The sequence below is a fragment of the Leadbetterella sp. DM7 genome, assembly GCF_040829825.2.
Lineage (GTDB): Bacteria > Bacteroidota > Bacteroidia > Cytophagales > Spirosomataceae > Leadbetterella.
This window is the reverse complement of sequence record NZ_JBFOLH020000008.1, coordinates 26,427-51,352: the sequence shown is the minus strand read 5'-3', so window position 1 is coordinate 51,352 and position 24,926 is coordinate 26,427. Positions and strand designations below refer to the sequence as shown.

The window sequence follows — 24,926 nt, the reverse complement described above, 5'->3', positions numbered from 1 at the left end:
ATAGTATTTTTTTCTCTTGTGCCTGGAAAAAGGCAGAATTAGTTTAGATTATTATTGGTATAGTACAATTTTATTGTTATTTTTATTTAATCTAATTAAAATTTAAAAACATCTTCTAATTTTGCACCATCGAAACCCTCCGGCGGGGCTCATTAAACCTTTTATACCGGATGTTTACATTTATTTGTTTTCTTTTTATGTCGGGATTCATGTTGTGGATGAATACCTCCCAACGGATCACGCAGCCTGCTAAAACCGGCTTTATGGCTACCTTACCGGCCCGGCCGGGTCCGGGCAAATGGCTGGCTACACTGTTGTTTGCGGTAGCGTTTTTCCTGGCTGTCCTCGTCCTGGGAACGGGTAGCGGAATTTTTGCCTCGGTGGTTATCCTGATGGCGGCAGGCGGGCTCACCGTACTTCTCCGCCCGTTTAATTATCTCGGCAGAAGAGGTGTACTGCTCATTTTTATTATCTGCTTACTGCTTGAACTCCTGTTTAACTATGCCGGCCAATAAAAAATATTTAACCCGGTCTCCCTGGATGAGGCTGAATAAAATTCTTGCCGGAAGCGCCGGCGGCTACCTGGTTATGGTAAGCTTTCATGTTTTCCTGGGTTACGTGCTTCCCCGGCCCGAGGTTATGGCCACCGCGTTTTTTTCCGGGTATATCCTGTGGGCATTCTTGCTGCTGTGGGCCTTTACCACCCGTCACATCTGGAGGCTCTGGATGTTGTACCTGGCCTTAACCTTTCTTTTCCTCCTGCCTCATTTTTTGAAAATTACCCCTCTCTATGGATCTTAGGAAATACAATATCTACTTTCATACGCATACCATCAGCGGGATCATCATTGCCGCGCTGCTGTATGTGATCTTTTTTGCCGGTTCATTTTCTTTTTTCCGGGATGATATTACCGCCTGGCAGAAGGGACGGTCTGCCGTATCGGGGAAAATAGATGCCGACTACAATTTCCTGATGGACTCCCTGGCCCGGAATTACAACCTCCGCGGGCGGGACTTCGGATTTTACCTCCTCCGGCAGGGGCACGGTACCTACCTCAATATGTCTTCTTCCAAAGATACCACCATCAGCAAGCCGCGGAAAGAGGCTCCGGCTCGCGGGCGCGGGAGACGAGGGGGCGACAGCGATTCGGCGTATTTCCTGTACCATTTTACCGACAAGAAGCCGGTTACGTATACCGAAGGCTACGATATGGGCGAGTTTCTGTACCGGCTGCATTTCCTGGCGCAGCTGAACCAGGTTCCCATCCGTATCGGCACTCCTTTCGGGTACCTGCTGGCAGGTATCGTGTCTTTCCTTTTCCTCTTTGCCCTGATCACGGGCCTGCTGCTGCATTGGGACAAGATCGTATCCAATTTCTTTATATTCCGGCCGTGGAGCAAGTGGAAGACCGTATGGACAGACATGCATACCGCTTTGGGGGTGATCGGCTTCCCCTTCCAGTTTGTTTTTGCAGTAACGGGCATTGTACTGATCGTTAATTTCGTGCTGATCTCGCCCTTCACCCGGCTGCTCTATAACGGCGACCAGGAAAAAGTATACGAGGAGCTCGAATACAACATCCCCATGAAAGCCGAATACAGCTACCGCCCGCTTGCCGGCTCGTTTAACCTGAACGCGTTTGTCAGCCACTGGCAAAATCAATGGGGGGAAAACCCGGTAACCCGCATTAATATCATTAACTACCTGGACAGCAGCATGCAGGTGCTTGTAACATCCAAACCTGACCCGGCAGAAAGCTTTGCGGGCTCGGGCTATGCGCTTGTTGATGTGGCTTCGGGTAAGGTTCTGCAGCAGAAATCACCCGTTTCAAATACCCGTTACATTGACCGGGTAAAGAGTGTGCTTTACCACCTTCATTTCGGTGATTTCGGCGGTAAACCCCTGCGGATCGTGTTTTTTCTGCTGGGCCTGACCGGGTGCCTGGTTATTATTTCAGGAATTGTGATCTGGCTGGTAGCCCGCGATAAGACCGCCACACCCCGCCATAAACGGGTATTCAACTTCTGGGCCAGTAATTTCTTCCTGGCGGCCTGCCTGAGCATGCTCCCGGTCACCGCCTTTACCTTTATTATGATCAAAGCCCTGGATGAAGTGAACCAGTCGGTCATTTATGATGTCTATTTCTACAGCTGGCTGATCCTGGGAATCTTTTTAATGGCCTGGAGAAATTTACCCCTGATGAATAAGATAACCCTGGGGCTTTCAGCGGCTTTGTGCCTGGGCGTACCCCTGGCCAACGGGTTCTGCGGCGGCCTCTGGATGTGGGATACGTATATACGGCACGAATGGGATATTTTCTTTATTGATGCCCTGTTCCTGGCGCTCTCAGCCGTATGCGGATTTGCCTTATGGCGGGTGAAACGGGATGCCCGGCCGTTCAAAATTATAGGATGATGAAGTCTCCCGGCCAGTTCCGGGAGACTCCCCCGTTAAATTATATCCGCACTATTTTCTGAACGGTATCTCCTTTCTTAATGGCGTCGTCTGCCTTTCTGGCCGACTTGTTGGTCACATATACGGTACCCGTATTTTTATCCAGGACAATGGTATTGGCCAGTCCTTCGGTAGGTACCCGCTCTTTCACCTTATACGTTTCGGTATCAATAACGGCTACTTCTTTTTTCTCGCGGTTGGCAGTAAACAGCAGGCCGCTTTTTTCATCGTACACCAGGCCTATGGGTGAAGCGTCATATCCCAGGTAAACCTTGTCAATGATCTCCCCGCTGCCGGCATCCAGCACGGTGATGTTATTGTCGTTCGACTGGGAAACAAACAAGCGGTTCTTTTTCAGATCCAGGGCAATATTCAGCGGGCAGTACGACCAGGTCTTCCATTTCCCTACCAGCTCATTGGTTTTGGAATCATAGACCAGCACATTCCCCTGCATGGTGCCTGAGTCTGTGACATATATCCTTCCCTTCCTGCTGTCTACGTTCAGTCCCAGCGGAAACGCCCCCGGTATGGCTATGGTTTTCAGGTATTTATTGGTTTTCCCGTCTACCACCCAGATAGAAGGATCACCGTGATCGGAAACGTACACCAGGTTCCTGTCCTCATCTACCACGATCTCCCGGATCTTGGATTTCTCACGCCCGCTGGGGATAAGGGTACTTTTCCGGGTTTTCAGATCCACAGCACTGATGTTCTGCTGGATAGAATGCCCCACGTACAAGGTTTGTGTCCTGGTATTGATGGCCATACCAAACGGGGTGTATTTCCCGATATTGATAGAGTCTTTTACGGCCAGTGTAGCCTCATCCAGGACATAGACGAACTGGTCTGTTTCCGCCCTGAACCCTCCTTTGGGCCCCGCCACATACACACTTTTGGTGACCGGGTTGTGCACCAGCTGGTAAATGCTGGCATTGATCTTCTGAACGGCATCTACTTTGAACATTTTAGGAGCCACCTCCTCTTTTTGCTGGGCAAACGCGCCTAAGCATACCATTGAAAAGCCGAGCACTGCTATACTTTTTTTCATGTTGATATTTGATGGTTAATAATACATATTCCGGCCATTTGACCGGTCAGGGGCAAAATTAATATTTTTATTTAGACTAATTATAAATAATAACAAAATCTCTTATAATTCCGGAGAAAGAAGGCATACTCCGCCGGTACGGATCATCAAAGCTCATGGCAGGTTACCCCACGGCCTGAAAGGTTTTCAGCACACTTTCCAGCCCGGTGCTTCTTGAGCCTTTCACCAGGAAAAAGGTGTTTTCAAATTTCATGTCCAGCAGCCAGTTATGCATGGAGAATTTATCCGTAAAGTAGAGGGCTTTGGGTAAATACGGGAGGGCGTGCTGCATATTTTCGCCGTATAAGATCACGTAATCAAAACCCAGGCGGCTCACCAGCTCGCCCAGGGCGGCGTGCTCTTTTTCAGCGTAATCGCCCAGCTCAAACATATCGCCCAGGATCACCACTTTCTTTTTGGGGGTCTGCAATGCCGCAAAGCTTTTTACCGATGCCTCCATAGACGACGGGTTAGCGTTATAGGCGTCCATCAGGAAGGAGTTGGAGCCCGCTTCTACCGTTTGTGAGCGGTTATTATCGGGATTGTACCCGGCAATTGCCGCGGCGGCGGCGGCTTCTTCCACATTGAAATACAACCCAATGTTAAAGGCCGTCTGCATGTTGTCAAAATTGTATTTCCCGCCGATGTGCGAGGTGTAGCGCTTGCCGCTGTGCGGAGCCGTGAATTCAACCACGGGGCTTTCGGCTGTCATTTGCAGTGCATTTTCATCGTTTCCGTAATACACCACCGGCAATATGTTTCTTTCTTTTACCAGGCTGACCACCTTTTCATCGGTAGCGTTGACAAAGACTATCCCGCCTGATTTTTTCAGGAAGTCAAACAGCTCGCCTTTGCCTTTCCGGATCCCTTCTTCTCCTCCGAAGCCTTCCAGGTGTGCTTTGCCCAGGTTGGTAATGAATCCGTGGGTAGGTTCGGCGATAGCGCACAGCAGCTCAATCTCTTTCTGATGGTTGGCCCCCATTTCTATAACCGCTACCTGCGTATCATCGGGCATAGACAGCAGCGTGAGCGGTACGCCGATGTGGTTATTCAGGTTTCCCTTTGTAGCGTGAACCTTATATTTTTGTGCCAGTACCCGGGTCAGCAGCTCTTTATTGGTGGTCTTGCCGTTAGAGCCCGTCAGCCCGATCACCGGCACGTCAAACTGTTGCCGATGATATCGTGCAAGCCGCTGAAGGGTTTCCAGCACATCCTCAAACAGAAGGCAGCGCTCGTTGACCGCATATTCCGCTTCATCTATTACGGCGTAGGCCGCTCCTTTACCCAGGGCTTCTTCCGCAAAGGTGTTTCCGTTGAATTTGCCGCCTTTCAATGCGAAAAAAATACATCCTTCGGTAATATTCCGGGTATCAGTGGTAATTCCCGTAGCGGTTTTATACAGCGCGTATAGTTCTTCTGTTGACATCTATTGTTTTGTAAAATCTTTCAAATTTCAGCAATTTTCATAACTTCGTAATTCATTATGGAAGAAACTTTTGAAACCTACGTATCGGCTTCGGGGAAAACACTGAAGATCGTTTCTGACGCCCACAGCGTTAAAGATATCAGCTTTGTCGAAGAGAAAGGCCCGGATTCTTCCACACAGCCGGAGATCCTGGAAAAAGCAGCCCGGCAGCTGGAAGAATATCTTTCGGGGAAGAGAGAAACATTTGATTTGAAGCTCGATCCTGACGGTACTGATTTTCAGAAGAAAGTATGGGATCTGCTGCAGACCATTCCTTTCGGGAAAACCAAAACCTACGCCTGGATGGCCGATCAGCTGGGCGACCCCAAGGTGATCCGGGCCGCCGCCTCTGCCAACGGGAAGAACCCCATTGCCGTTGTCATTCCCTGTCACCGGGTGATCGGCTCAGACGGCAGCCTGACGGGCTATGCCGGCGGACTGGACAATAAACGGTTTTTGCTGGAGCTGGAGAGGGCGAACGGGGTACTAACCTTATTCAATTGACAATTGACAATGTACAATTGACAACTGTTTCATTGTCAATTGTACATTGTCCATTGTCAATTATTAAAACAGCCACTTCAGCGCCTTCGGGAACTCCTGTCCCCAGCGCTTTTCATTGTGCAGCCCTTCAGGATCAAGCTCTGCTTTGATCTGTACTTTTTCAGACGAAAAGCCCTGTCCTTCAATGGTTGAAATCAGCTTTTCAATATTGGTAAACATGGTGGTACTTTCTTTTCCTCCACCATAGATATAAATTTTGGTATCGAGCGGATTAAAAAATTCCACCGCATCAAAATAAATTTTGGGGCTGGTCCACAAGGCCGGCGAGAATACCATTAAACGGCCGATTTTCTCCGGGTACATCATACCGGTATATATGCTGATGAGGCCGCCCATAGAGCTGCCGCCGATACCGGTAAACTGGCGCTCAGGCAGGGTACGGTATTGCTCATCGATCAGGGGTTTCAGCGTACGCACAATAAACGTGGCATACCGCATACCTTCTCCTTTCTGGTTTTCTTTCGGCGTTTTGTAGGGCGAATATTCCGAATTCCGGGTTTCGTCGCCGTGATCAATGGCCACTACGATGACATCCGTCTCTCCCTGTCTTTTCAGCAGCGAGATCCGCTTGTCAATTTCCCAGTTGCCGTAAGCCGAGCCGTTTCCGAACAGGTTCTGGGCATCGTTCATGTACAAAACCGGGTAGCGTTTTTCCGTATTCGTATGGTAATCGTGCGGCAGGAGAACCGATATTTTCCGCTTCCGCTTCAGCTGGGGAATTTCAAAGGCATCCGAGAATATTTCCACCAAAGGCATGGTTTCCTCATCAAACGGCGTGTAGCCGTTCTGCCTCCATAACGGCACGAAATCAGGATTTCCGAGCTCTTCCTGGTCAAAGAGGCGGTTCCGGGGGCTGTTTCCCAGCACATCCAGCTCTACATTGTCCCAGCCTCCTTTAGTATATTTATAGTACGTTTTTTCTACCAGGTCAGGCACTTTATCCAGGCTGATCCTGAACCGGCCTTCGTCTACCCTGTCCATAATGAAATCAGGGTCAGCAGGATTCCAGTTACAAAAATCTCCAGTCAGGAAAACGGGCCGGTCGTCTTTTATGCGTGTTTCTACTTCTAAAAACATTTTTCCAATTAAACGGGACACAAATTTAACATTTATGTATAAACATGCTCAAGGTAGAGACGCAAAATTTTGCGCCTCTACCGGCACCGTTATATTTCCAGTATCCTGAATCCTTTGGCCGGAACCTTCACTTCTTTCTGCCACGATGACCCGTCCAGCACATCTTTCATGCGGGCCCCGTCAGGGATCATTTCCGCATAATCGCTGCTTCTGACTATCGTTTCTTCTTCGTTTTTGTTGAGAATGACCCACAGCTTTTTCTGTCCGTCGAAACGGAAATAGCTGTAAATCCCGTTTTCCGGCACAAAATGCACCAGCTTCCCGTGATGCACCACCGTGGCGGTCTTCCGCCAGTTAAAGAGCTGACGGGTGAAGTCCTGCAGCTCTTTCTGCAGCGGAGAGAGGTTTTCGCCTGTAAAGGCATTTTTCAGGTCTCCCGGCCAGCCGCCGGGCATATCGGCCCGTAATACCCCGTGCTCTTCCGAATCCGGGTTAGACATGCCTATTTCCGTGCCGTAGTATACCTGGGGAATCCCCCGTACGGTAGCCAGGAACGCCAGTCCCATTTTGAATAAGCGCGGGTCTTCTTTTACCTGGGTAAAAAAGCGGTTCATGTCGTGGTTATCACCAAAAACCACCAGGTTATCGGGTGCCGGGTACAGGTAGTCGTCTGAAAGAGCCTGGTACAGGCGGGCCAGCCCGGTATGAAAACCTTCTTTTTCGGTTAGCGCCTGGCCCAGGGCCGCCTGCAGCGGGAAGTCCATCATTGACGGTATGTACGTTTCGTAGCCGTCTTCGTTGCGTTTCCCTTTCTGCCAGTAGGCAATGGTATTGGCTTTGGTGGTCCATTCCTCTCCTACCACATTCAGGTTCGGGTATTCGGCCAGGATGTCTTTCATCCATTGGGTAAGGAATGCTTTTTCAGAATACGGCCAGGTATCTACCCGCAGGCCCGACAAGCCCGCATATTCGATCCACCAGATGGTGTTCTGGGTCAGGTAGCGGGCCATAAAAGGGTTCCGCTGGTTGAGGTCGGGCATAGACGGTACAAACCAGCCGGCCTTCATGGCCTCCTGGTCTTTTTCAGAGGCATGGATATCCTGGTGCACTTCGCGGCGGTGGTTGGTAGGCTGGAATTTCCCGCCGTTGTTGATCCAGTCGCTGAAAGGCATATCGGCCATCCACCAATGGTCAATTCCGCAGTGATTCGGAATCACGTCCATAATCCATTTCAGGCCCATGGCATTGGATTGACGCACCATTTCTTTGAACGACTCGTTGCTGCCGTAGCGCGGATCGATCCGGTAATAATCGGTGATCGAATAGCCGTGGTAGGTGACCTGCTGCAGGTTGTTTTCCAGGAGAGGCATGCTCCACAGGGTGGTGAAGCCCATGTTTTTTATGTAGCTGAGGTGCTCGGTAATGCCCCGGATGTCGCCGCCGTGCCGGCCGTTATAGTGCGATCGGTTCAGCTTTTCTTTGGTGTCAGGAGTGTTATCATTGCCGGTATCGCCGTTGGCAAAGCGATCGGGAGTGATCAGGTAGATCACGTCTGAGTTATCAAAACTTTTGCGCGAAGCCGAGTTTGCCACCCGGTTTTCGAGCTTCAGCGTACGGGAAATTACTTTCCCGCCGGCCGATGTGAAGTCGATCTTTACATCGCCCGCTTGGGCCGATTTCTCAATCTTCAGGTCAAGAAAAAGGTAGTTCGGGCTGTCGGCCTTGTGTGTTTTCACCAGCTTCACCCCGTTGTATTTTACAGAAGGCCGGGTTTCGGAAATGTTCTTCCCGTATACCAGTACCTGGAGCCCGGGGTTATGCATGCCTGTCCACCAGACCGACGGTTCCAGGCGCTGGATTTCCTGCGCCGACAGGGATATGCAGACAAAAAGGAGTACTATTATTTTTTTCATTTAAATTTCTTTAATGACCAAACGGTATAACTTTTAGCTGAAGTGCTGATCTCTGCCCGGCCACCCGCATCGGTAGTGAGCGTCAACCCGCTATTCCCGGAATAATCATAGATTACAGCATTCTTCCACGGTGTTACAAGGGTGCGCTTAATAGTGCGCGATGCATTATTCAGCGTTACCACCAGGCCGGGAGTAGCGCTGTCACCGCTGCGCTGCGCCACGTAAAAATCCGTATCGGAATACAAAACCACCAGGTTTCCCGCGGCCAGTGAACGGTTAATTTCAATCAGCTTTTCCAGGCGGGGCTTTGACAGGATACTTTCGTAATCGCTGTAAAAAATGCAGGGATAGCCCGGGTGGGTCAGGATATACGCATAGGCCAGCATCCGGTTTTCTGCCGAGCCGATGCGGTTGCCCTGGTTGGTGTCTTTCTCGGTATCGTGGTTGTTGACAAAGGTCACGGCTTTTTCCGGGTACACTTTCCAGAGTGCGTTCCGCTCCCCGAGAATTTTCATATTGTTGCCGTCAAGGGCTTGCTCCAGGTTATAAAAATTGGCAAAATCAAAGGCCCGGATACCGGTTTTATCTACCCAGGTTCTCAGGTAGTCGGTATTGCCATCCCATGCTTCCAGTACCCCGAAACCGCCTACGGCATCCATCCACGATTTCACCACCGAGGGATCAAAGCCCTTTACGTAATCAAAACGCCAGCCGTCAAATTTCATGGTATTTTTATAATACCGCGCCACGGAAGAGTCCGATTCCCATAACCATTTTTTCACATTGGGATTTTCGTGGCAAAGATCCTGCTCTTCAAAAAACAGGGCCTCGGCGTCCCGGTCGTGGATATGGTTGGGATGAAAGTCTTCGTAGCTGCGGTTAAAGCGGCCCGAAGCCGGCCGGAATAAGGTATAGGTCTCCTTGTTCCGGTAAGGATTGTATTCCGCCTGGCCGCCGCTGTTGTGGTTCAGCACAATATCTGCAATGACCTGCATCCCCAGCCCGTGCGCTTTGGAGATCAGCGCTTCCAGCTCGGCTCGTGAGCCGAAACGGGTTTTCACGGTACCCATCTGGTTATATTCCCCGAAATCGAAGTAATCCATAGGGTCATAACCCATGGAGTACCCGCCCGACATCCCTTTGGAGGCCGGCGGCAGCCAGAGGCGGTCCACTCCTATTCCCTTCCAGTCGTCCAGCCGGGCACTAATGGTATTCCACCAGGCCTGACGCGGTTCCACATCCCAGTAGAAGCCCTGCATCATCACGCCTTCCGGCCGCAGGTAAGAGGTAAGGTCTTCGGGGTTGGTGCTGGTCTTCGCCGGGTCATTGCCGCTTTTGCAGGCGGCAAGAGCCAGTACGAGAAGGAGAATCCTGATGCTTTTTTTCATAGCCATAAAGAGTATCTGAAAGATGGGGTACCAGTGTCACCTCGGGCGAAGACGAGAGGCGTTTGGTTCTCGTCTTCGCCCGAACTGACACCAGCACCCATACTTGTCAATAACAAGGTGACAAAGGTACCCCTGCCTGCAGTTCGGGCGTAGCCGGGGCCTTCAGACAGCCACGTATATTTTACTTCTTCGTCAGCTTATACGTAGGTGTTGAACCGGAGAAGTCCAGCACAATATCGTACGTTCCGGCTGCTACCTTGATGTTATCGCCACCGGATTCCAGTGAGCCGTCAGCCCCGGTATCGCCGTAGTTAAGATCCCAAGCATTGTCAGCCCTGAACTTGATCTCCCCGGCTTTCAGCACCACGTTCCTGGCAACCCACACTCCTTTGGTATCAAAGTCGGCAGCGTACTGCGAATAATCCAGGTCCATCAGCACGTCCGGTCCGTCCCATCCGTTCGGAGAGGCATCGCCTACCACACCCCACAGGTGCGTTACCGGCAGCAGGCTGTAGGTATTATCGTTCAGGTTCATGGTCACCAGGTATTTCCCGGCAGCCACTTTGATGTTATCGCCGCCATCGTCAAGGGTACCGTTGGCCCCGTTATCGCCGAAGTTAACTCCCCAGTCAGCGTTTAAACGGAACTTCATTTCTCCTTCTTTCAGGGTAATGATGGTTCTCCACTGATCAGAGAACGGATCGTAGGTCATTTTTCCGTCAGGAGTAGCGCCCCAGTCGTTAAAGGCACTTCCTACTATGCCCCATGAATATTTCTCGAGCTTGTAGGTCAGCTTGCCCAGGTCCAGGGTGATTTTATAGGTTCCGGCAGTTACCTTGATGTTGTCTCCGCCGGCGTCAAGCGTTCCGTCAGCCCCGCTATCCCCGTAGTTCACATCCCATCCTGAATCTTTCCGGAATTTGATCTCCCCATTTTTCAGGGTGAGGTAGGCCACGTATACCTCGTTCTGAGCCGTTCTGTAGAATGGCCCGTCAGGAGTAGCGCCCCAATCGTTATAGGCATCGCCTACCACGCCCCAGGGCGTGCTCAGATCCAGCACATTCGCATATGGTGTAGCGCTCAGGCTGGCTACCGGTGATACGATAGAGGTAGCAGAAGACAGTACAATGCTTACGCGTACATCCAGGAGGTGCACTTCGTCAGGCTTCAGGCCCAGGTTTAGCAAAATGGCGTTCAGCTCGGAGCCTTTGAATTCCTTTTTCAAAGCTGAGCCAACCGAGGTGCTGTAGCCTTTTGAGAAGTCTCCGCCTTTCTTATCGATCTGGAGCAGGTAAGACGGCGCTGCCGCGTAACCGAAGTCAGGCGCTGCCCAGGAAACGGTCAGTACCGGGTTGCTGGCTTCGTCTTTGCTCAGCACCAGTGAAGGGGCCGAAAGCGTGATCTGGGTACCGGCGCCCTCGTTCATGACGGCCCTGATCTCATCTTTCTCACACGACCAGAGACCTGCCACCGCAAAAAGTATAATTAATATTCTTTTCATTTCTACATTCATTTTAGCGTTGTTTAATAACCCGTGGTTTGCGTAAGATTAGGATTCACCATAATGGCCTCCGCAGGTACCGGGTACAGCTTGTACTTGGCATCTACGGCTCTTCCGCCCTGTACTCCGCCTTTCCAGGCCCACAGGTAGGTATCGGTCACCAGCTGGTTAAAACGGATCAGGTCGGTTCTGCGGTGTCCTTCCCAATACAGCTCTCTTGCACGCTCATCCAGGATGAACTGCAGGTTAAGTGACGCATCGGAGATGTTTCCGGAGGCATTACCATAGGCCCTGCTTCTTACGGTGTTCACATAGCTGAGCGCCGTAGCCTTATCACCGGTGGTTGCTCCTCTTAAAACCGCCTCTGCATAAATCAGGTACATTTCTGATAAGCGGAAAACCGGGAAATCGGTATCGGTGAAGTTCCTGTCGGGGTGATTGCCTATTCTTCCGTCCACATAGTTATTGGTCCATTTCTTAACGTGCACGCCGTTATTGAAATTGGTGATGTCATCAATTTCGTTTTCTACCGGGTCAATTTTATATTTCGACGTGGTAAAGAGTGCCCGCTTGTCGTTGGTAGTTGTGGTATTTCCTGAGTAAAACTTACTGGAAAGACCTTTGGTGGCCCGGTAACCGGCCCAGCCGCTGCCTACATTGTAATCCGGGGCATCGTCTCCTGAAGCAGCATGTACCAGGAAGGTCGTATTGCCGTGTCCCTGTGTCATCAGTCCGTCACAGTTAATGGCCCAGATCACCTCGTTGGTCTGGGTATTGTTATCTGCCTGGAACAACCGGTAGTAATCGGTGCTAAGCGAATATCCCGACTCAATCACTTTTTTAGCATACGTGGCGGCTTCGTTGTATTTGCCGGCGCCGGTATAGGTTTCGGCGTTCAGGTACATACGTGCCAGAAGGGCCTGCGCAGCGGCTTTATCCACCCGTCCGTATACGTTTGACCGGGCAGCAGGTAAAAGCTCTTCCACCGCTTTAAGCTCGGTTTCGATATACGCAAAGATCTCGTTGGCCGGCTTTTCTACCGGCGTGGTTCCGGTCTGGTCGGCTTCGGTCAGGAAAGAATACTTACCGAACAGGTCCATTGCCACCCAGTAATTAAATGCCCTGATGAATCTTGCTTCTGCCGCCATATTTTTGATGTTGGCAGCATCTGCACCGCTAAAGCCTCTTTCCGATATTTTGGCATCGGTTGCTTCTCTCAGGAAGGCATTGATCAGGCCGATATTCCATATTGGCCGGGCATAGGCACCTTTAATAAACGGATCGGAGCTGGTCCAGGCCAGGTTATGAAAGTCTTTGATGGTCTGGTCATTCCATGCACAAACGGCCTCATCGGTAGGCAGCTCCTGCAGGTTAAAGAAAGGCCGTATGAAGGAAATCTGTGATCCGCCGTCCAGTCCTGAAATATCAGGGGAGCCGTCACCTTCATTTCCTCCCAGCGAAAGGCTGCCGTAAATTTTAGCCAGAACGGAGGTATACCCGTCCATGGTAGCGTATGCATTATTCGGCGTCATGTCGTTCTGCGGGAATAAGTCCAGCTTATTGGAACATGAGGTCACGATGCTCATGCTCAGGAAGGCTATCGCTATATTCTTAATGATATTTTTCATATTTTATCTCTTTTAGCTCGTCTTAAAAATCAAAGTTCAACCCGAAAGTGTACATTCTCGGACGCGGATAAATGGTATTATCCACCCCCGTGCTGGATGAGTTTTCCGGATCTAAGCCGCTGTATTTGGTAATCACGAACACATTGTTTACGCCCGCGTTCAGGCTGAGGGTGGCGTTTCCAAATACTTTTCCGACATAGTACCCTACATTGATATTGTCTAGGCGGAAGAAGGAGGCATTTTCGATATACAGGTCAGACTGGTACTGGTTGTTATAGAAACCGGTGGTCAGCAATTCTGTAGAGGCGTTGTTGATGGTCAATACCGGATCCAGCAGGTTACGCATCACCGAACGTTCCGAACGGAAGTTGTTATAGAGGTAGTTTCCGAACATCCCGTGGCCCGATGCCCTGGCCGTCCATTTTTTGTAATTGATGGCCGTATTTATCCCCAGCAATGTATTCGGAGCCGGCTGCTTGTACAGGTAACGGTCGGCATCTGAGATCTGCCCGTCGCCGTTCCTGTCCACATACACGCCTTCCAGCGGTTTCCCGTTGTGATCGTATACCTGCTGAAACACATTGTAGGCATAAGGCCACTGGCCGATCATGTGCAGGCCGATGGTGTTACCGGTACCCCCGGCTATACCGCTCACGGGAATTCCCGTAAAGTTGGGGTCATCCTGCTTCCTTAAAGAAACAATTTCGGTTTTCGTTTTGGTAATGTTGAACCCGATATCCCACCGGAAGTTGTCGTTCAGCACCGGCGTGGTGTTTAATACAAACTCCATCCCCTTGTTGGTCAGGTTACCCACATTGGTAAACACGCTGATGTCAAAGGTAGATCCGTAGGCCACCGGCGCTACGGCCAGCAGGTCACGGGTGTCTTTGTTAAACCATTCTACCGTACCGGTGATCCGGTTGTTGGCAAAGCCGAAGTCCAGGCCCACGTTAGTGGTGGTAGTGGTTTCCCATTTGATGTTGGCATCTACGGCCGCCGGGCGTAAAAACTGGTAAAACTCATCCCCGAACTGGTATTGCGCCGTATTGGAACCGTAGGCATAACGGGCCATGTACGGGTAGTAGTTGTTAAAATCCTGCTGACCGGTTACCCCCCAGCCTACTCTCAGCTTCATTTCCGAAACCGCTTTCGACCGGGCAAACAGACCTTCTTTGATCTTCCATGCAGCAGCCAGGGCCGGGAAATAACCTACCCGGTTCTCAGGCGAAAATTTCGAACTCGCATCCCTTCTCAGTGAGGCGGTCAGCAAGTAGGTATCATCAAAGGTATAGTTGATCCTTCCCAGGTAAGAATCCAGGCGATATTGCGGCCTGTCGGTAGCAAATGCCGGAGCGCTGTTCGGGATAATTTCAGACCGGTCTGCGCTGTAGGCCGGGTTCATGAACACTTCTGTCAGGAAATCCTGGTACGAGTGCAGAGCCAGCACATCAAATTTGCTTTTGATTCCGGGCAGGTTTTTTTCGTAAAATGCGGAAACATCCCACAGCTTATTCGATTTCTTCTCGTCTTCGTTCTTGTAATACCCGTGTGTACGGTAGTTGGAAGCCGCCAGGGCGCTGATGGTTTCCGTACGGTTACCGTTGGTATGATCCAGGGCCAGGTTTGTACGCAGGCTCAGTCCTTCTATCCACGGCAGCTTATAGTCCAGCTCCACGTTCCCGATGAAGCGGCTGGCTTTCCGGGCGTCGTTTCTCAGGTCGAGCATAGCCAGCGGGTTTCTTCCGGCCAGGTTGTTCCAGTCGCCGGTAGAGGTCAGCCATTCAAAATATCCGCCATACGCATTGTCGGCATATACGGGTTGGGTAGGGTCCATACGAAGCGCCGCTCCTACGGCTCCTTCGTCAGCCTTGCGGTTCTGCGTACCGGCCACACGTGCGTTGATGTTGACCGAAAGGGTGTTATCCAGGAACTTAGGGCTCAGGTTAAGGGCACCGGAAGTTCTCTGGAAATTATCGGTTTTCAGGAGACCGTTCTGGTTCGAGTACCCTAAAGATACCCTGAACGGGATATTTTTTACCGATCCGCTGGCGCTCAGGTTATTGTCTGTACCGGTAGAGTTCCGGAAGATCACATCCTGCCAGTCGGTATTTTCGGCTCCCAGCATGTCTTTGTAGGTATTGTTCCCGGTAGATGCGGCATGTGCGTTGATCAGGTCTCTTACCTGGTCACCGTTCAGCATATCTACTTTTTTGGTGATTACCCCGGCAGAGAACTGGGTGTTGAAGTTAAAGCGCGGCTTGCCTGAAGCTCCTTTCTTGGTGGTAATGATGATCACCCCGTTAGAAGCTCTTGAACCGTACAGGGCTGCTGCCGAAGCATCTTTCAGCACCGACATGCTCTCAATATCGTTCGGGTTAATGGTGTTCAGGAGGTTATCCGACCCTTTGATGCCGTTTCCTTCCACCGGGATCCCGTCAATAACAATCAGCGGGTCATTCGAAGCGTTCAACGAGGCCGCACCACGGATACGGATGGTACTTCCGCCACCGGCAGAACCGCCTCCGGGGGTTACCTGGAGACCGGCAACCTTGCCCTGCAGCAACTGCTCCGACGACTGGATATTTCCCTGCTGGAAATCTTTGGCATTCACGGCGATCACCGAACCGGTAAGGTCGGCCTTTTTCCGGGTACCGTAAGCTACCACTACCACTTCTTCCAATAACTTGGGATCATCAGCCAGGCTTACATTGATCACCGACTGGTTACCCACGGTTACCTCCTGAGCTACTTTTCCCACATAAGAGAAAACCAGAACGGCGTTGCTCTCCGGTACACTGATCCGGTAGTTCCCGTCTACGTCGGTCACCGTGGCCGTGGTGGTTCCTTTCACCATCACCGTGGCACCTATTATTTCCGAATTATCCCCGGCATCCGTTACTTTCCCGGTAACTGTCTTTTGTGCCCAAGCCGTGGAAACCGCCATCAGGAATACGAGCAGACCCGCCATATTCCGGAACGCGAAATTCCACTTCCTCAATCGTACGTGTTTTTGCATATGAATTGTTCAATAAAATGGTTAAATACAAATAGCCCTACCTCTCTGTATTGGAAGATACATATAGAAAATAGGAAAATTCTGCGACAAAGATACGGCGGTCGCCTCCTACGGGTCGCCCCGCCTTGTACAATTTGAATAAAAAATTGTATTACAATATTTTGCTGATAATCAATAACTTATAAAAACAAAAGTGCCGCTTTTAAAAGCGGCACTTCCTGGTTATCCGAAACCGGGTATTGAAACAGAGCTGATTCTATTCCTTAATAGCCCGGATTTTGCTTCAGGCTGGGGTTGGTGGCAATCTGATCAGGAGGGATGGGGAACAGCCGGGTATGAGCCGGTGATGCCGGCTTAAACCGCCAGGCATTGTTGAATTTCCCGAAACGGATCAGGTCCTGGCGGCGGTGCAGCTCCCACGACATCTCTCTTCCTCTTTCGGCCAGAAGCTCATCAAGGGTCAGCTGTGCTGCCGTATACGGCTTCACGCCCGCTCTTTCCCGGATGATGTTCACATCGGCCAGGGCGGCAGCGGTATTCCCGAGGCGCAGGTTGGCTTCACCCCGCATCAGGATGGCATCGCCGAGGCGGAAGATCACGAAGTCGTTATCCTGCTGGTCAATGGGGTTGTTCCGCTGAATTTCATATTTGGCCGCCCTTGCTCCCCTTACACGGGTATCAGCACCGGCCGGCATCACCAGCGCAGGCACTTCGGGGTTCAGCACCAGCGGGATGTCGTCATCCATCAGCGGAGTTACACCGTCTGCGGCATACCGTTGTCCTACCATCCACATTTGCTTACGGATGTCATCGTCAGTAAACGAATAATAGTGTTCGGGCACGGCGCAGGGTCCGTTCCACGGGCTGTTTCCTATGTTAAACTCCAATTGCTGGCGGTAGTGCAATACCGGCATCTGGATATTAAAGCCTGTTCTTTTGGTCCGGTCAAAAGCCGTAGCCAGTATGATCTCGGGAGAGTCCTGGTTCCGGGCCGAGAACGTGCTGAAGAAATCAGCCGGCAATGAAAACTTACCCGATTCGATAATGCGGGTGGTATAGTCTACAGCCTTGGCCCACTGGGGCGTTCCGGTATAAACCTCCGCATTCAGGTATAGCTTGGCAAGGAGCATATCTACCACGTATTTGTTAAACCGGGTATAGTAGGCCCCGCCCACGGTCACGCTCAGGTCAGGATACACCTCCAGCAGCTCTTTTTCTATGAATTCAAATACCTGCTTCGTGGTACTTTGCGGCGGATTTCCGGACGACACCCCGTCTGCAATAATCACGTTTCCGAAATTATCCATAGCGATGTAATGGAAAAATGCCCTCAAAGCCCGTAATTCTGCCAGCTTAGACGGTTCAGACACAAATTTCATCTGCAGGTTAATGGCTGTAATGGCGTTATAGCACCAGCTCCAGATGCCGTTAAAGCGGCCGTTATCCTGGGCAGCTTCCCAGGTATGGGTATACATCCGCACATGCTGACCGCCGTCGCCCCAGTCACCACCCCGGGTAGGGATCATCATTTCATCGGTGCTGGGCTGTACCCAGAAGAGTGTAGGCCAGTAGTCTCCCACCCGGTTATAAAGCGGGCCGAGAAGGGCTTCCTGCTGCGCCGGGGTGCTCCCGAAGCTTTCAGTAGGTATGACATCGTAGGTTTTCTCCGTGAGGTCGGTACATGCCTGTGACATTATCAGAGCCCCTACAGCTAAAATTCTATATATTCCTTTCATTTTCTTCAAAGTCTTTTTAGTTAAAATGTAAGATTAACTCCCAACTGGAACGACCGGGTTTTAGGATAAACCGTCAGATAATCCAATCCCAGTGCATTAGGCCGCTGCGAACTGTTGTTCTCCAGGTCTCCCCGGGTCTGAAGCTCAGGGTCAATCCCTTTGTACTTCGTAAAGATCAGCAGGTTATTGCCGCCCAGGTAAATCCTGGCGTTGGAGAGGGTTTTACCGTTTACCGGCACGTTGTATCCCACCTGCCAGTTGTCCAGCCGTACGAACGACCCGTTCTCTACCCACATGCTGGTCAGCCGGTTGGTCTCATAGTTATCGGGCAACGTGTTTACGTCTTTCAGCATATTGGTTTCCAGGATTGATCCCGGAATCATCAGGTTATTCCGGATGTTGTTCAGGATGCTGTTTCCGAATGTTCCTCTCAGCTGGAAGCTCAGGTCAAAGTTGCCGTACCTGAACGTATTGCTCAATGCACCGGTCAGGAAAGGCTGCGGGTTGCCGGCTGAAATCGGGTTGCCTGCCTTGAATGCTTCGTACGCATCGGATACCGACACATCGGTGGTGTTGCCTTTTCCTTCAGCTCCTTTCATGACTACTTTTCCTTCTGAATTAAATTCTACGAAAGTAGGCACATAGTTAAATTCACCCAACGGTCTGCCCGGGGTCAGGTAAGAAGCAAACACATCGCTTAGCCCGCGTCCTCCGAAGGGGTTAAAGCGAACCTGGCCGGTAGAGAACTGGTCGTTTGACAGCGAAACCACCTTGTTTTTGTTGTACGAGACAACCAGCTGAGGCGTCCACGAAAAGTTTTTCTTCTCGATCACAGCTCCGCCAAAGCTAAGCTCCAGCCCCGTGTTTTTCATGGTTCCCACGTTAGCCAGGATGGTAGGGGTAAAATAATCTACCCCGTTGGCAGGTACGCTGTAGTTGTACAGCATGTCCCGGGTCAGCTTGTTGTACCATTCAATCGTACCCGAATACCGGCCCGAAGCCAACTGGAAGTCGAGACCCACGTTAGTGGTTTCCAGCACCTCCCATTTCAGGTTAGGATTGGCATTCTGCGTGATGGCATAGCCGGGAAGGAAATCGCCCACGGCTCCGTCATAGTAGGTGCCGCTTAAGCCGTACAGCATGATCGAGTTATAGGGGTTGATCCCTTCCGAGTTACCCGTTTGCCCCCAGCCCACTCTCAGCTTCAGGTAATTCAAGCCGGAAGGCTGCCCGAAGAACGCTTCGTTGGAGATGATCCAGCCCGCACCAAACGAAGGGAAAAGCCCCCATTTGTTGTTGGCTCCGAACTTAGAGCTTCCGTCTTCTCTCAGCGTGGCGGTCAGGTTATAACGGTCTTTCAGGTTCAGCGTGGCCCTTCCGAAGAAAGAGATCAGCTTGGTCTGGTTGCGGTAAGAAGTGGCATAACTATTACTGGGATTGATCAGGGTACCCGAGCCGAGCCCCAGGTTATCAATGGTCACAAAGTCGGTTACAAAACCGGTATTGGCGGCTGCGAACCCGTCGTTGTCATTCTGCTGGTACGAATACCCCACCAGGAATGCCATGTTTGATTCGCCGCTCAGTGCCTTAAAGTAATTGGCGGTCAGCTCCATCAGCTTACTTTGCGCTTCGAAATACGAGCGGCTGGCCCGGCCGTTGGCTCCCTGGTAGGCTTTGATATTGGGGTCGGTCCAGTAATCCGTTACGCCGTTTTCGCGTTGGATCTGCCCGCTCGCCCCCAGTGTGAAGCCGTCAAAAAGCTCGTATCTCAGGATCAGACCTCCCTGAACCAGCTTTTTATTCTGCTCATTGGTGTAGTTTTCTATCATGGCCACCGGGTTAAACAGGCTGAAGTTACCCAATACTTCATAATAGCTGCCGTCTGCATTTTTTACCGGGAGAGTAGGCAGGAAGGTAACCGCCCTTTCTATGGCTCCGCCTATGGTATATTTGTTCAGCGTTTCGGTATAGGCCAGGTTATACTGGATGTTCAGCCGGTTATCAAACGCCTTTTGGTCCAGGTTGATCCGGGCGGTGGTCCGGTTTAGTCCCGAGTTTTTGATTAAGCCCTCCTGGTTCAGGTAGTTCACTGAACCGCGGTAGGTAAGCCCCTGCGAACCGCCCGAAATGCTGAGGTCATGGTTATGCACAAATGCGTTCCGGGTAATCTCTTTCACCCAGTCGGTATCGTAATAGTTCCCGCTGGCATCTTTCGGAAAGCGCAGGTTGTCAGATAGCGCACTGGCTCCTTTGATCCGTGTTACGGCATCGATATACCCGGGACCATCCAGCAGATCAAACCGCTTTGAAATAACGGAAGTACCGATATAATTGTCAAACGAGATGGTCGGCTTGCCCACTTTTCCTCTCTTGGTGGTGATCAGGATCACCCCGTTTGCCGCTCTTGAACCGTAGATGGCCGCTGCAGAAGCATCTTTCAGCACATCCATGGTTTCAATATCATTCGGCGAAATGGTATTGATGGGCACACCGATCATGCCGTCTACCACATACAGGGGATCGCTACCGCCGGCCAGTGAGGTATATCCCCGCAGTCTTACGGTAGGGCTCTGGGTGGGGTCACCCGAAGGCTGCGTAATGACCAGCCCGGCTACTTTGCCCTGGATGGCCTGCAGGGGGTTGGGGTTGATACCGGCGTTCAGATCCTTGGAAGCAATAGAAGATACCGAGCCCGTCAGGTCTTTGCGTTTGGCCGTACCGTATCCCACCACCACCACTTCCGAGAGGCTCGTGGTTTCATCTACGAGGCTTATGTCAATGAGGGTCTGTGCTCCTACCACAACCTCCTTGCTGACTTTACCGATGAAACTGTAAACCAGCACTGCCTGATCATTGGGTACCGTAATTGAATACCGGCCGTCTACACCGGTCATCGTTGCGTTGGTTGTACCTTTTACAGCTACGTTCACGCCCGGCATGGCCGAGTTATCGGTGGCATCTGAAACCGTACCGGTAACCGTTTTCTGGGCAAATCCGCTGCTGCTGAAAAACACGGATAAAAGTAGAACGGTCAAAGCCCTCCAGACTTCCGTTTTTACACGAAATCCCGAATGAAGAAAAAATAGATTTCTTTTCATTACTGTTTATTTAAGGTTATGTTTAAAAAATAAAATACATCCAGATGTCGATCTCCCTGCAGGTCGTTTCCTGCTTTATTTATATAAAGCAAAGTTGACTGCTTTTACCTAGAAAGATTATCTCCCTATTAATTGCTTTTTGTTCTCTATTAATATTTAAGGAAAAAACAGGACAATTCCCCTACAGGGGCCGGGCAGAGCCGGGTGCATATTATGCTCTCATAATCAGCTCATTCCGGAATTCCATAGGTGTTTTTCCCTTCACCTTTTTAAAAACCTTGCTGAAGTACGACTGGCTGGAGAACCCGCATTCAAAACTGATATCCAGCATGCTTTTAGGAGTAACCAGCATCTGGCAGGCTTTCCGGATCCGGTAGTCGTTCACAAAATCGGTATAGGTCATACTGACCATCCTCTTAAAATAGTTGCAAAATGCGGGCACCGATAAGTTCACCAGGGCAGCTACTTTTTCAATATCCACGCCCTGGTGGTAATTCTGCTCCAGGTGCTCGTATATTTTCCGCAACCGGTCCTGGTCCCTGTTCGTAAAACCGTAGGTGTTGACCGATCCGTTGAGTACAATATACTCTTTCGATGCCGCCAGCTCCTTCAGCACGCCCATCATAACCAGGAAACGTTCAAACGAAGACAGCCCGGGAAGTGCCCGGATTTTTTCGCCCACCTCTTTTTTGGTTTGCCCGTAAAAGCACATCCCGTAGCGGGCATTTTCCCACAGGGTTTCAATGAAGCGGATCTCGGGGATACCCGATGCATCCCGGCCGAAGGTGTCGCTTTTAAACTGAACCACGATTTCCTCATGCACTCCTTCTGAACCGTACCCGAAGCCCGAATGCGGCAGTTCAGGTCCTATCAGCACCAGGTCGCCGTCCTGGTAATAGCTGAGGTGATTGCCCACATGGCGGCGGCCGGTTCCTTCACATACATAGACCAGCTCCCACTCCGGGTGACAATGGTAATTCCAGAGAAAATTATCTGCCCTGACCTTGTGGTGCAGCAGCTTGAATGAGCTTCCCTCATCCAGCTGAATAATTTCAACGGGAGTCTTCGTGTTTAAAAGACCTGCTTTCATGGTTATAACTTAACAGGAAAACAAAAATATTAATATAATACAAAAAAACCACTATTCCGTGCTATTTATTTTCCCTCCTTCCGGTTACTTTTGCACAGGATTTGCCTGTCACATCTCTTTCCGTTCCGGTGAAAAAACCGGATTTAAGCCCCATGAAAAACCGGAAAATCAAGATCTCCCTGTTTATCAGCTATTTTGTTTTTGCCATCCTTTTAAACAGCGTGGGCATCCTTATTCAGCGATCGGTGAACCAGTACGGCACAGATGAGCTCAGCGCCGGTTTGCTGGAGGGCTTCAAAGATCTTTCCATTGCCTTTGCCTCTTTCCTGGCCGGCTCATTCCTGCCCCGTTTAGGCTATAAAAAGGCAATGCTTCTCGCGCTGGCACTGGTTTTCTCCGGGTGCCTGATCATGTATTACGGCAATTCCTTTAATGCGGTCAAAATCCTGTTTACCCTGCTGGGCATTTCCTTTGCCTTTATTAAAACCTCGGTTTATTCACTGACGGGGCTGCTCACAACGGGTGAAAAAGAGCATACGGGTTTTTTAAGCGCTATAGAAAGCGTCTTTATGATCGGCATTGCCACCGCATTTATCGGGTTTCCCCTGTTCTACAGCGATACGGATCCTGACGCCTGGCTGAACATTTACCCGGCCATTGCCCTCCTGGTGGCATTTTCCTTTATTTTCCTTCTTACTTCTGATTTCTCCGCTCTTACACACAAGTACCCCGCCGTCAACCCCCTTCATGACCTGAAGCAGATGTTTTACCTGCTGAAGAGGCCGGCCGTACCGGTGTTTGCGCTGGCGGCATTGATGTATGTTATGGCCGAGCAGGGCATTATGAGCTGGCTGCCCACTTTTAATGAACGCGTACTTCACCTGCCTGAAGCCCTGGCCGTCAGGATGTCGGTCATCCTCATCCTGTCTATTGCTGCCGGGCGCTATGTTTCGGCACTTCTGGTCAAAAAAATGAGCTGGCTCCTGTTGCTGCTTATCTGCCTGGCAGCGGCCGGCCTGATGGTGATTACGGTGCTTCCTCATGCCGCAAACCCCGGTGCAGAAGAGATAAAAACCTTATCCGATGTACCGCTCATTGCCTGGGTATTTCCGTTGATCGGCTTCTTCCTGGCTCCCGTTTATCCTATGGTAAGCTCGGCGGTTTTAAGCAGCACCGAAAAAATCTTCCATAGCCCTATGGCATCGCTCCTGGTGTTTTTTTCTGCCCTGGGAGGTACCGCAGGCTCACGCCTGGCAGGATGGCTTTTTCATACCATCGGCGGGAGCAAAGCCTTTTATTTCTCCCTTATCCCGCTGACGGCCCTGGTGATCTGCCTGCTCATGCTCCAATTGATCATCTCACGGAAAAAAGTATAAAGCCGGCACACTCCGGTTGCTTCAATAAGTTTTTTAGGACAGATGCTGCCAAAAGCAAAACCAAATTTTGTATATTTGATTTTCACTAAAACCTGTTTTATGAATCACTTATCCGACTTCGAAAATACCCTGTATGTCAGTACGCCGGGTCAACAGTTCCTGAAAGAAAGCGCCAAATGGGCCAAATTCCTGGCTATTGTAGGTTTTGTAACCACCGGGCTCATTGTTCTTGCAGCCGTTTTTGCCGGTTCTGTTTTCGGTTCGCTCGCAGCTACCGCACCTGAGCTGAATTTTTTCCCCACCGCAGGCATCACCATTACTTACCTTATCTTAGCAGGGCTTTACTTTTTCCCCTGCCTTTATCTCCTGCAGTGGTCCCAGAAGCTGACCCTGGCCCTGCAAAGCGGCAGCAGCGAAGACCTGACCGTGGCATTTGAAAAGCTGAAAAGCTTTTTCCGGTTTGTGGGGATTATGACCCTGGTCATCCTGTCTCTGTATGCCCTGATGCTGATATTCCTTGTTCTGGGTGGCGGACTGGCTCTTTTGGGCACCGGGTTGTAGGCCTTCCGGAATGCTTTACCTGCAATTGGTGTTTATACTATAAAGCAGGAAGCTATTTCTATGGATCTTTATATTAAAAATATGGTATGCCCCCGGTGCATCGCCGCGGTAGAAGATTTACTGAGAGAGCAGAATATTCCTGTTCTTAAAGTAGGCCTGGGGCATGCCGTTTTAGCCGGTGAGCTCCATAAAAAGCAGGTCTCAAAAGTAGAGTCCGGGCTGAAAAAGCTGGGCTTTGAACTGCTTGACGACAAACGAAAGCAGCTGGTGGAGCAGGTGAAAAACATCATTATCCGCTCGGTGCACCATACCCCCGAAATACTCCATAAAAAGAACCTCTCCGACCTTCTCAGCGAAGAGCTGGGCCAGGACTACAAGCATATCAGCACGGTTTTCAGCGAGCTTACGGGTACCACCATTGAAAAATTCCAGATCCGGCACAAAATAGAACGGGTGAAAGAGCTGATTGTTTATGACCAGCTGTCGCTCAAGGAGATCGCCTTCAGAATGGGCTACAGCAGCGAAGCCTACCTGAGCAACCAGTTCAAAAAGGTCACCGGCTTTACGCCTTCTCATTTTAAAAAGACCGGCGAGCACGAACGGATGCCTATTGATCAGTTGCTGTAGCACGCATTTTCAAACTATTCTCGAAAATCTTATCCCTTATTCAGGATTGAACATAACCTATTCCGTTTTTGTTTATTTATTACAAAACCCTTACCTTAACTCAGGATTTATTAAAGCATCAATTAAAAATCTATCCGACGATATGAGTACGAAGATGATGACGGCATACGATCAGCTGATGGCAGAAGGCATGCAAAAGGGAAAGGAGGAGGGAATTGCCGAATTACTGCAAAAAACAGTTCTGAACGCGTTCGGCAATGGCTTTGATGTAGCCATCATTAGTTTGATTACCGGGGAAAGCCGGGAAAAATAAATCATATCCTGGTACAAAACAACCGCATTAA

General features: G+C 50.5%; 19 protein-coding genes. 8 read left to right on the top strand and 11 right to left on the bottom strand.

Annotation, left to right across the window (positions count from 1 at the left end):
- Positions 1-170 precede the first annotated feature (170 nt).
- From AB2U10_RS10875 to AB2U10_RS10865, 3 genes are read left to right on the top strand one after another with little or no spacing between them, the layout of a single operon-like run.
- Positions 171-515, top strand: a complete 345-nt coding sequence (locus tag AB2U10_RS10875) for a hypothetical protein (protein ID WP_367914678.1) — start codon at positions 171-173, stop codon at positions 513-515.
- A gap of 25 nt (positions 516-540) precedes the next feature.
- The gene (locus tag AB2U10_RS10870) at positions 541-801 is read left to right on the top strand and encodes a hypothetical protein (RefSeq protein ID WP_367914679.1); all 261 of its coding nucleotides are present in this window, start codon (positions 541-543) and stop codon (positions 799-801) included.
- Positions 791-2,416: a PepSY-associated TM helix domain-containing protein gene (locus AB2U10_RS10865; RefSeq protein ID WP_367914680.1), complete on the top strand. Its 1,626-nt coding sequence runs from the start codon at positions 791-793 to the stop codon at positions 2,414-2,416. Before AB2U10_RS10870 ends, AB2U10_RS10865 begins: the two co-directional genes overlap by 11 nt.
- Positions 2,417-2,456: 40 nt before the next feature.
- On the opposite strand, the gene AB2U10_RS10860 is transcribed toward AB2U10_RS10865, so the two are convergent.
- Together AB2U10_RS10860 and AB2U10_RS10855 are read right to left on the bottom strand one after the other, a co-directional pair.
- Positions 2,457-3,503 (bottom strand): YncE family protein, encoded by a 1,047-nt coding sequence (locus AB2U10_RS10860; protein ID WP_367914681.1) that lies wholly within the window; start codon positions 3,501-3,503, stop codon positions 2,457-2,459.
- Positions 3,504-3,666: 163 nt separating this feature from the next.
- Positions 3,667-4,968 carry a UDP-N-acetylmuramoyl-tripeptide--D-alanyl-D-alanine ligase gene (locus AB2U10_RS10855; protein ID WP_367914682.1) on the bottom strand — a complete coding sequence of 434 codons (1,302 nt, stop codon included), beginning with the start codon at positions 4,966-4,968 and terminating at the stop codon, positions 3,667-3,669.
- A gap of 57 nt (positions 4,969-5,025) precedes the next feature.
- Between AB2U10_RS10855 and AB2U10_RS10850 the strand changes: the two genes are divergently transcribed.
- The gene (locus AB2U10_RS10850) at positions 5,026-5,511 is read left to right on the top strand and encodes a methylated-DNA--[protein]-cysteine S-methyltransferase (RefSeq protein ID WP_367914683.1); all 486 of its coding nucleotides are present in this window, start codon (positions 5,026-5,028) and stop codon (positions 5,509-5,511) included.
- Between the two features lie 63 nt (positions 5,512-5,574).
- Here AB2U10_RS10850 and AB2U10_RS10845 read toward each other — a convergent pair whose 3' ends face one another.
- From AB2U10_RS10845 to AB2U10_RS10805, 9 genes are all read right to left on the bottom strand, one after another.
- Positions 5,575-6,648: an alpha/beta hydrolase gene (locus AB2U10_RS10845; protein ID WP_367914684.1), complete on the bottom strand. Its 1,074-nt coding sequence runs from the start codon at positions 6,646-6,648 to the stop codon at positions 5,575-5,577.
- Positions 6,649-6,737: 89 nt separating this feature from the next.
- On the bottom strand, positions 6,738-8,561 hold the full coding sequence (locus AB2U10_RS10840; RefSeq protein WP_367914685.1) for a glycoside hydrolase family 13 protein: 1,824 nt from the start codon (positions 8,559-8,561) through the stop codon (positions 6,738-6,740).
- On the bottom strand, positions 8,558-9,949 hold the full coding sequence (locus AB2U10_RS10835; RefSeq protein ID WP_367914686.1) for an alpha-amylase: 1,392 nt from the start codon (positions 9,947-9,949) through the stop codon (positions 8,558-8,560). The genes AB2U10_RS10840 and AB2U10_RS10835 overlap by 4 nt, the downstream gene beginning before the upstream one ends.
- Positions 9,950-10,130: 181 nt before the next feature.
- Positions 10,131-11,450: a SusE domain-containing protein gene (locus AB2U10_RS10830; protein WP_367914687.1), complete on the bottom strand. Its 1,320-nt coding sequence runs from the start codon at positions 11,448-11,450 to the stop codon at positions 10,131-10,133.
- A gap of 23 nt (positions 11,451-11,473) precedes the next feature.
- Entirely contained in the window at positions 11,474-13,078 is a 1,605-nt protein-coding gene (locus tag AB2U10_RS10825; RefSeq protein WP_367914688.1) for a RagB/SusD family nutrient uptake outer membrane protein, read from the bottom strand.
- 22 nt (positions 13,079-13,100) lie between these two features.
- A complete protein-coding gene (locus AB2U10_RS10820) occupies positions 13,101-16,076 on the bottom strand; it encodes a SusC/RagA family TonB-linked outer membrane protein (RefSeq protein ID WP_367914689.1) in 2,976 nt (991 codons plus the stop codon).
- 281 nt (positions 16,077-16,357) lie between these two features.
- Entirely contained in the window at positions 16,358-17,830 is a 1,473-nt protein-coding gene (locus AB2U10_RS10815; protein WP_493820489.1) for a RagB/SusD family nutrient uptake outer membrane protein, read from the bottom strand.
- A gap of 20 nt (positions 17,831-17,850) precedes the next feature.
- Positions 17,851-20,928 carry a SusC/RagA family TonB-linked outer membrane protein gene (locus tag AB2U10_RS10810; RefSeq protein ID WP_367914691.1) on the bottom strand — a complete coding sequence of 1,026 codons (3,078 nt, stop codon included), beginning with the start codon at positions 20,926-20,928 and terminating at the stop codon, positions 17,851-17,853.
- 211 nt (positions 20,929-21,139) lie between these two features.
- Positions 21,140-22,018 carry an AraC family transcriptional regulator gene (locus AB2U10_RS10805; protein ID WP_367914692.1) on the bottom strand — a complete coding sequence of 293 codons (879 nt, stop codon included), beginning with the start codon at positions 22,016-22,018 and terminating at the stop codon, positions 21,140-21,142.
- Positions 22,019-22,170: 152 nt separating this feature from the next.
- On the opposite strand from AB2U10_RS10805, the gene AB2U10_RS10800 reads away from it, so the two are divergent.
- From AB2U10_RS10800 to AB2U10_RS10785, 4 genes are all read left to right on the top strand, one after another.
- The gene (locus AB2U10_RS10800) at positions 22,171-23,394 is read left to right on the top strand and encodes an MFS transporter (RefSeq protein ID WP_367914693.1); all 1,224 of its coding nucleotides are present in this window, start codon (positions 22,171-22,173) and stop codon (positions 23,392-23,394) included.
- Positions 23,395-23,493: 99 nt separating this feature from the next.
- Positions 23,494-23,955, top strand: a complete 462-nt coding sequence (locus AB2U10_RS10795) for a DUF5362 family protein (protein ID WP_367914694.1) — start codon at positions 23,494-23,496, stop codon at positions 23,953-23,955.
- A gap of 60 nt (positions 23,956-24,015) precedes the next feature.
- Positions 24,016-24,582, top strand: coding sequence for a helix-turn-helix domain-containing protein (locus AB2U10_RS10790; protein WP_367914695.1), 567 nt, complete (start codon positions 24,016-24,018; stop codon positions 24,580-24,582).
- 142 nt (positions 24,583-24,724) lie between these two features.
- Positions 24,725-24,895, top strand: coding sequence for a hypothetical protein (locus AB2U10_RS10785; protein WP_367914696.1), 171 nt, complete (start codon positions 24,725-24,727; stop codon positions 24,893-24,895).
- Positions 24,896-24,926: the final 31 nt, after the last annotated feature.

Bases quoted from the DNA above. Each gene is read 5' to 3' on its own strand.
- AB2U10_RS10875 (WP_367914678.1), top strand. From the start codon at position 171: ATGTTTACATTTATTTGTTTTCTTTTTATGTCGGGATTCATGTTGTGG.
- AB2U10_RS10870 (WP_367914679.1), top strand. From the start codon at position 541: ATGAGGCTGAATAAAATTCTTGCCGGAAGCGCCGGCGGCTACCTGGTT.
- AB2U10_RS10865 (WP_367914680.1), top strand. From the start codon at position 791: ATGGATCTTAGGAAATACAATATCTACTTTCATACGCATACCATCAGC.
- AB2U10_RS10860 (WP_367914681.1), bottom strand. From the start codon at position 3,503: ATGAAAAAAAGTATAGCAGTGCTCGGCTTTTCAATGGTATGCTTAGGC.
- AB2U10_RS10855 (WP_367914682.1), bottom strand. From the start codon at position 4,968: ATGTCAACAGAAGAACTATACGCGCTGTATAAAACCGCTACGGGAATT.
- AB2U10_RS10850 (WP_367914683.1), top strand. From the start codon at position 5,026: ATGGAAGAAACTTTTGAAACCTACGTATCGGCTTCGGGGAAAACACTG.
- AB2U10_RS10845 (WP_367914684.1), bottom strand. From the start codon at position 6,648: ATGTTTTTAGAAGTAGAAACACGCATAAAAGACGACCGGCCCGTTTTC.
- AB2U10_RS10840 (WP_367914685.1), bottom strand. From the start codon at position 8,561: ATGAAAAAAATAATAGTACTCCTTTTTGTCTGCATATCCCTGTCGGCG.
- AB2U10_RS10835 (WP_367914686.1), bottom strand. From the start codon at position 9,949: ATGAAAAAAAGCATCAGGATTCTCCTTCTCGTACTGGCTCTTGCCGCC.
- AB2U10_RS10830 (WP_367914687.1), bottom strand. From the start codon at position 11,450: ATGAAAAGAATATTAATTATACTTTTTGCGGTGGCAGGTCTCTGGTCG.
- AB2U10_RS10825 (WP_367914688.1), bottom strand. From the start codon at position 13,078: ATGAAAAATATCATTAAGAATATAGCGATAGCCTTCCTGAGCATGAGC.
- AB2U10_RS10815 (WP_493820489.1), bottom strand. From the start codon at position 17,830: ATGAAAGGAATATATAGAATTTTAGCTGTAGGGGCTCTGATAATGTCA.
- AB2U10_RS10810 (WP_367914691.1), bottom strand. From the start codon at position 20,928: ATGAAAAGAAATCTATTTTTTCTTCATTCGGGATTTCGTGTAAAAACG.
- AB2U10_RS10805 (WP_367914692.1), bottom strand. From the start codon at position 22,018: ATGAAAGCAGGTCTTTTAAACACGAAGACTCCCGTTGAAATTATTCAG.
- AB2U10_RS10800 (WP_367914693.1), top strand. From the start codon at position 22,171: ATGAAAAACCGGAAAATCAAGATCTCCCTGTTTATCAGCTATTTTGTT.
- AB2U10_RS10795 (WP_367914694.1), top strand. From the start codon at position 23,494: ATGAATCACTTATCCGACTTCGAAAATACCCTGTATGTCAGTACGCCG.
- AB2U10_RS10790 (WP_367914695.1), top strand. From the start codon at position 24,016: ATGGATCTTTATATTAAAAATATGGTATGCCCCCGGTGCATCGCCGCG.
- AB2U10_RS10785 (WP_367914696.1), top strand. From the start codon at position 24,725: ATGAGTACGAAGATGATGACGGCATACGATCAGCTGATGGCAGAAGGC.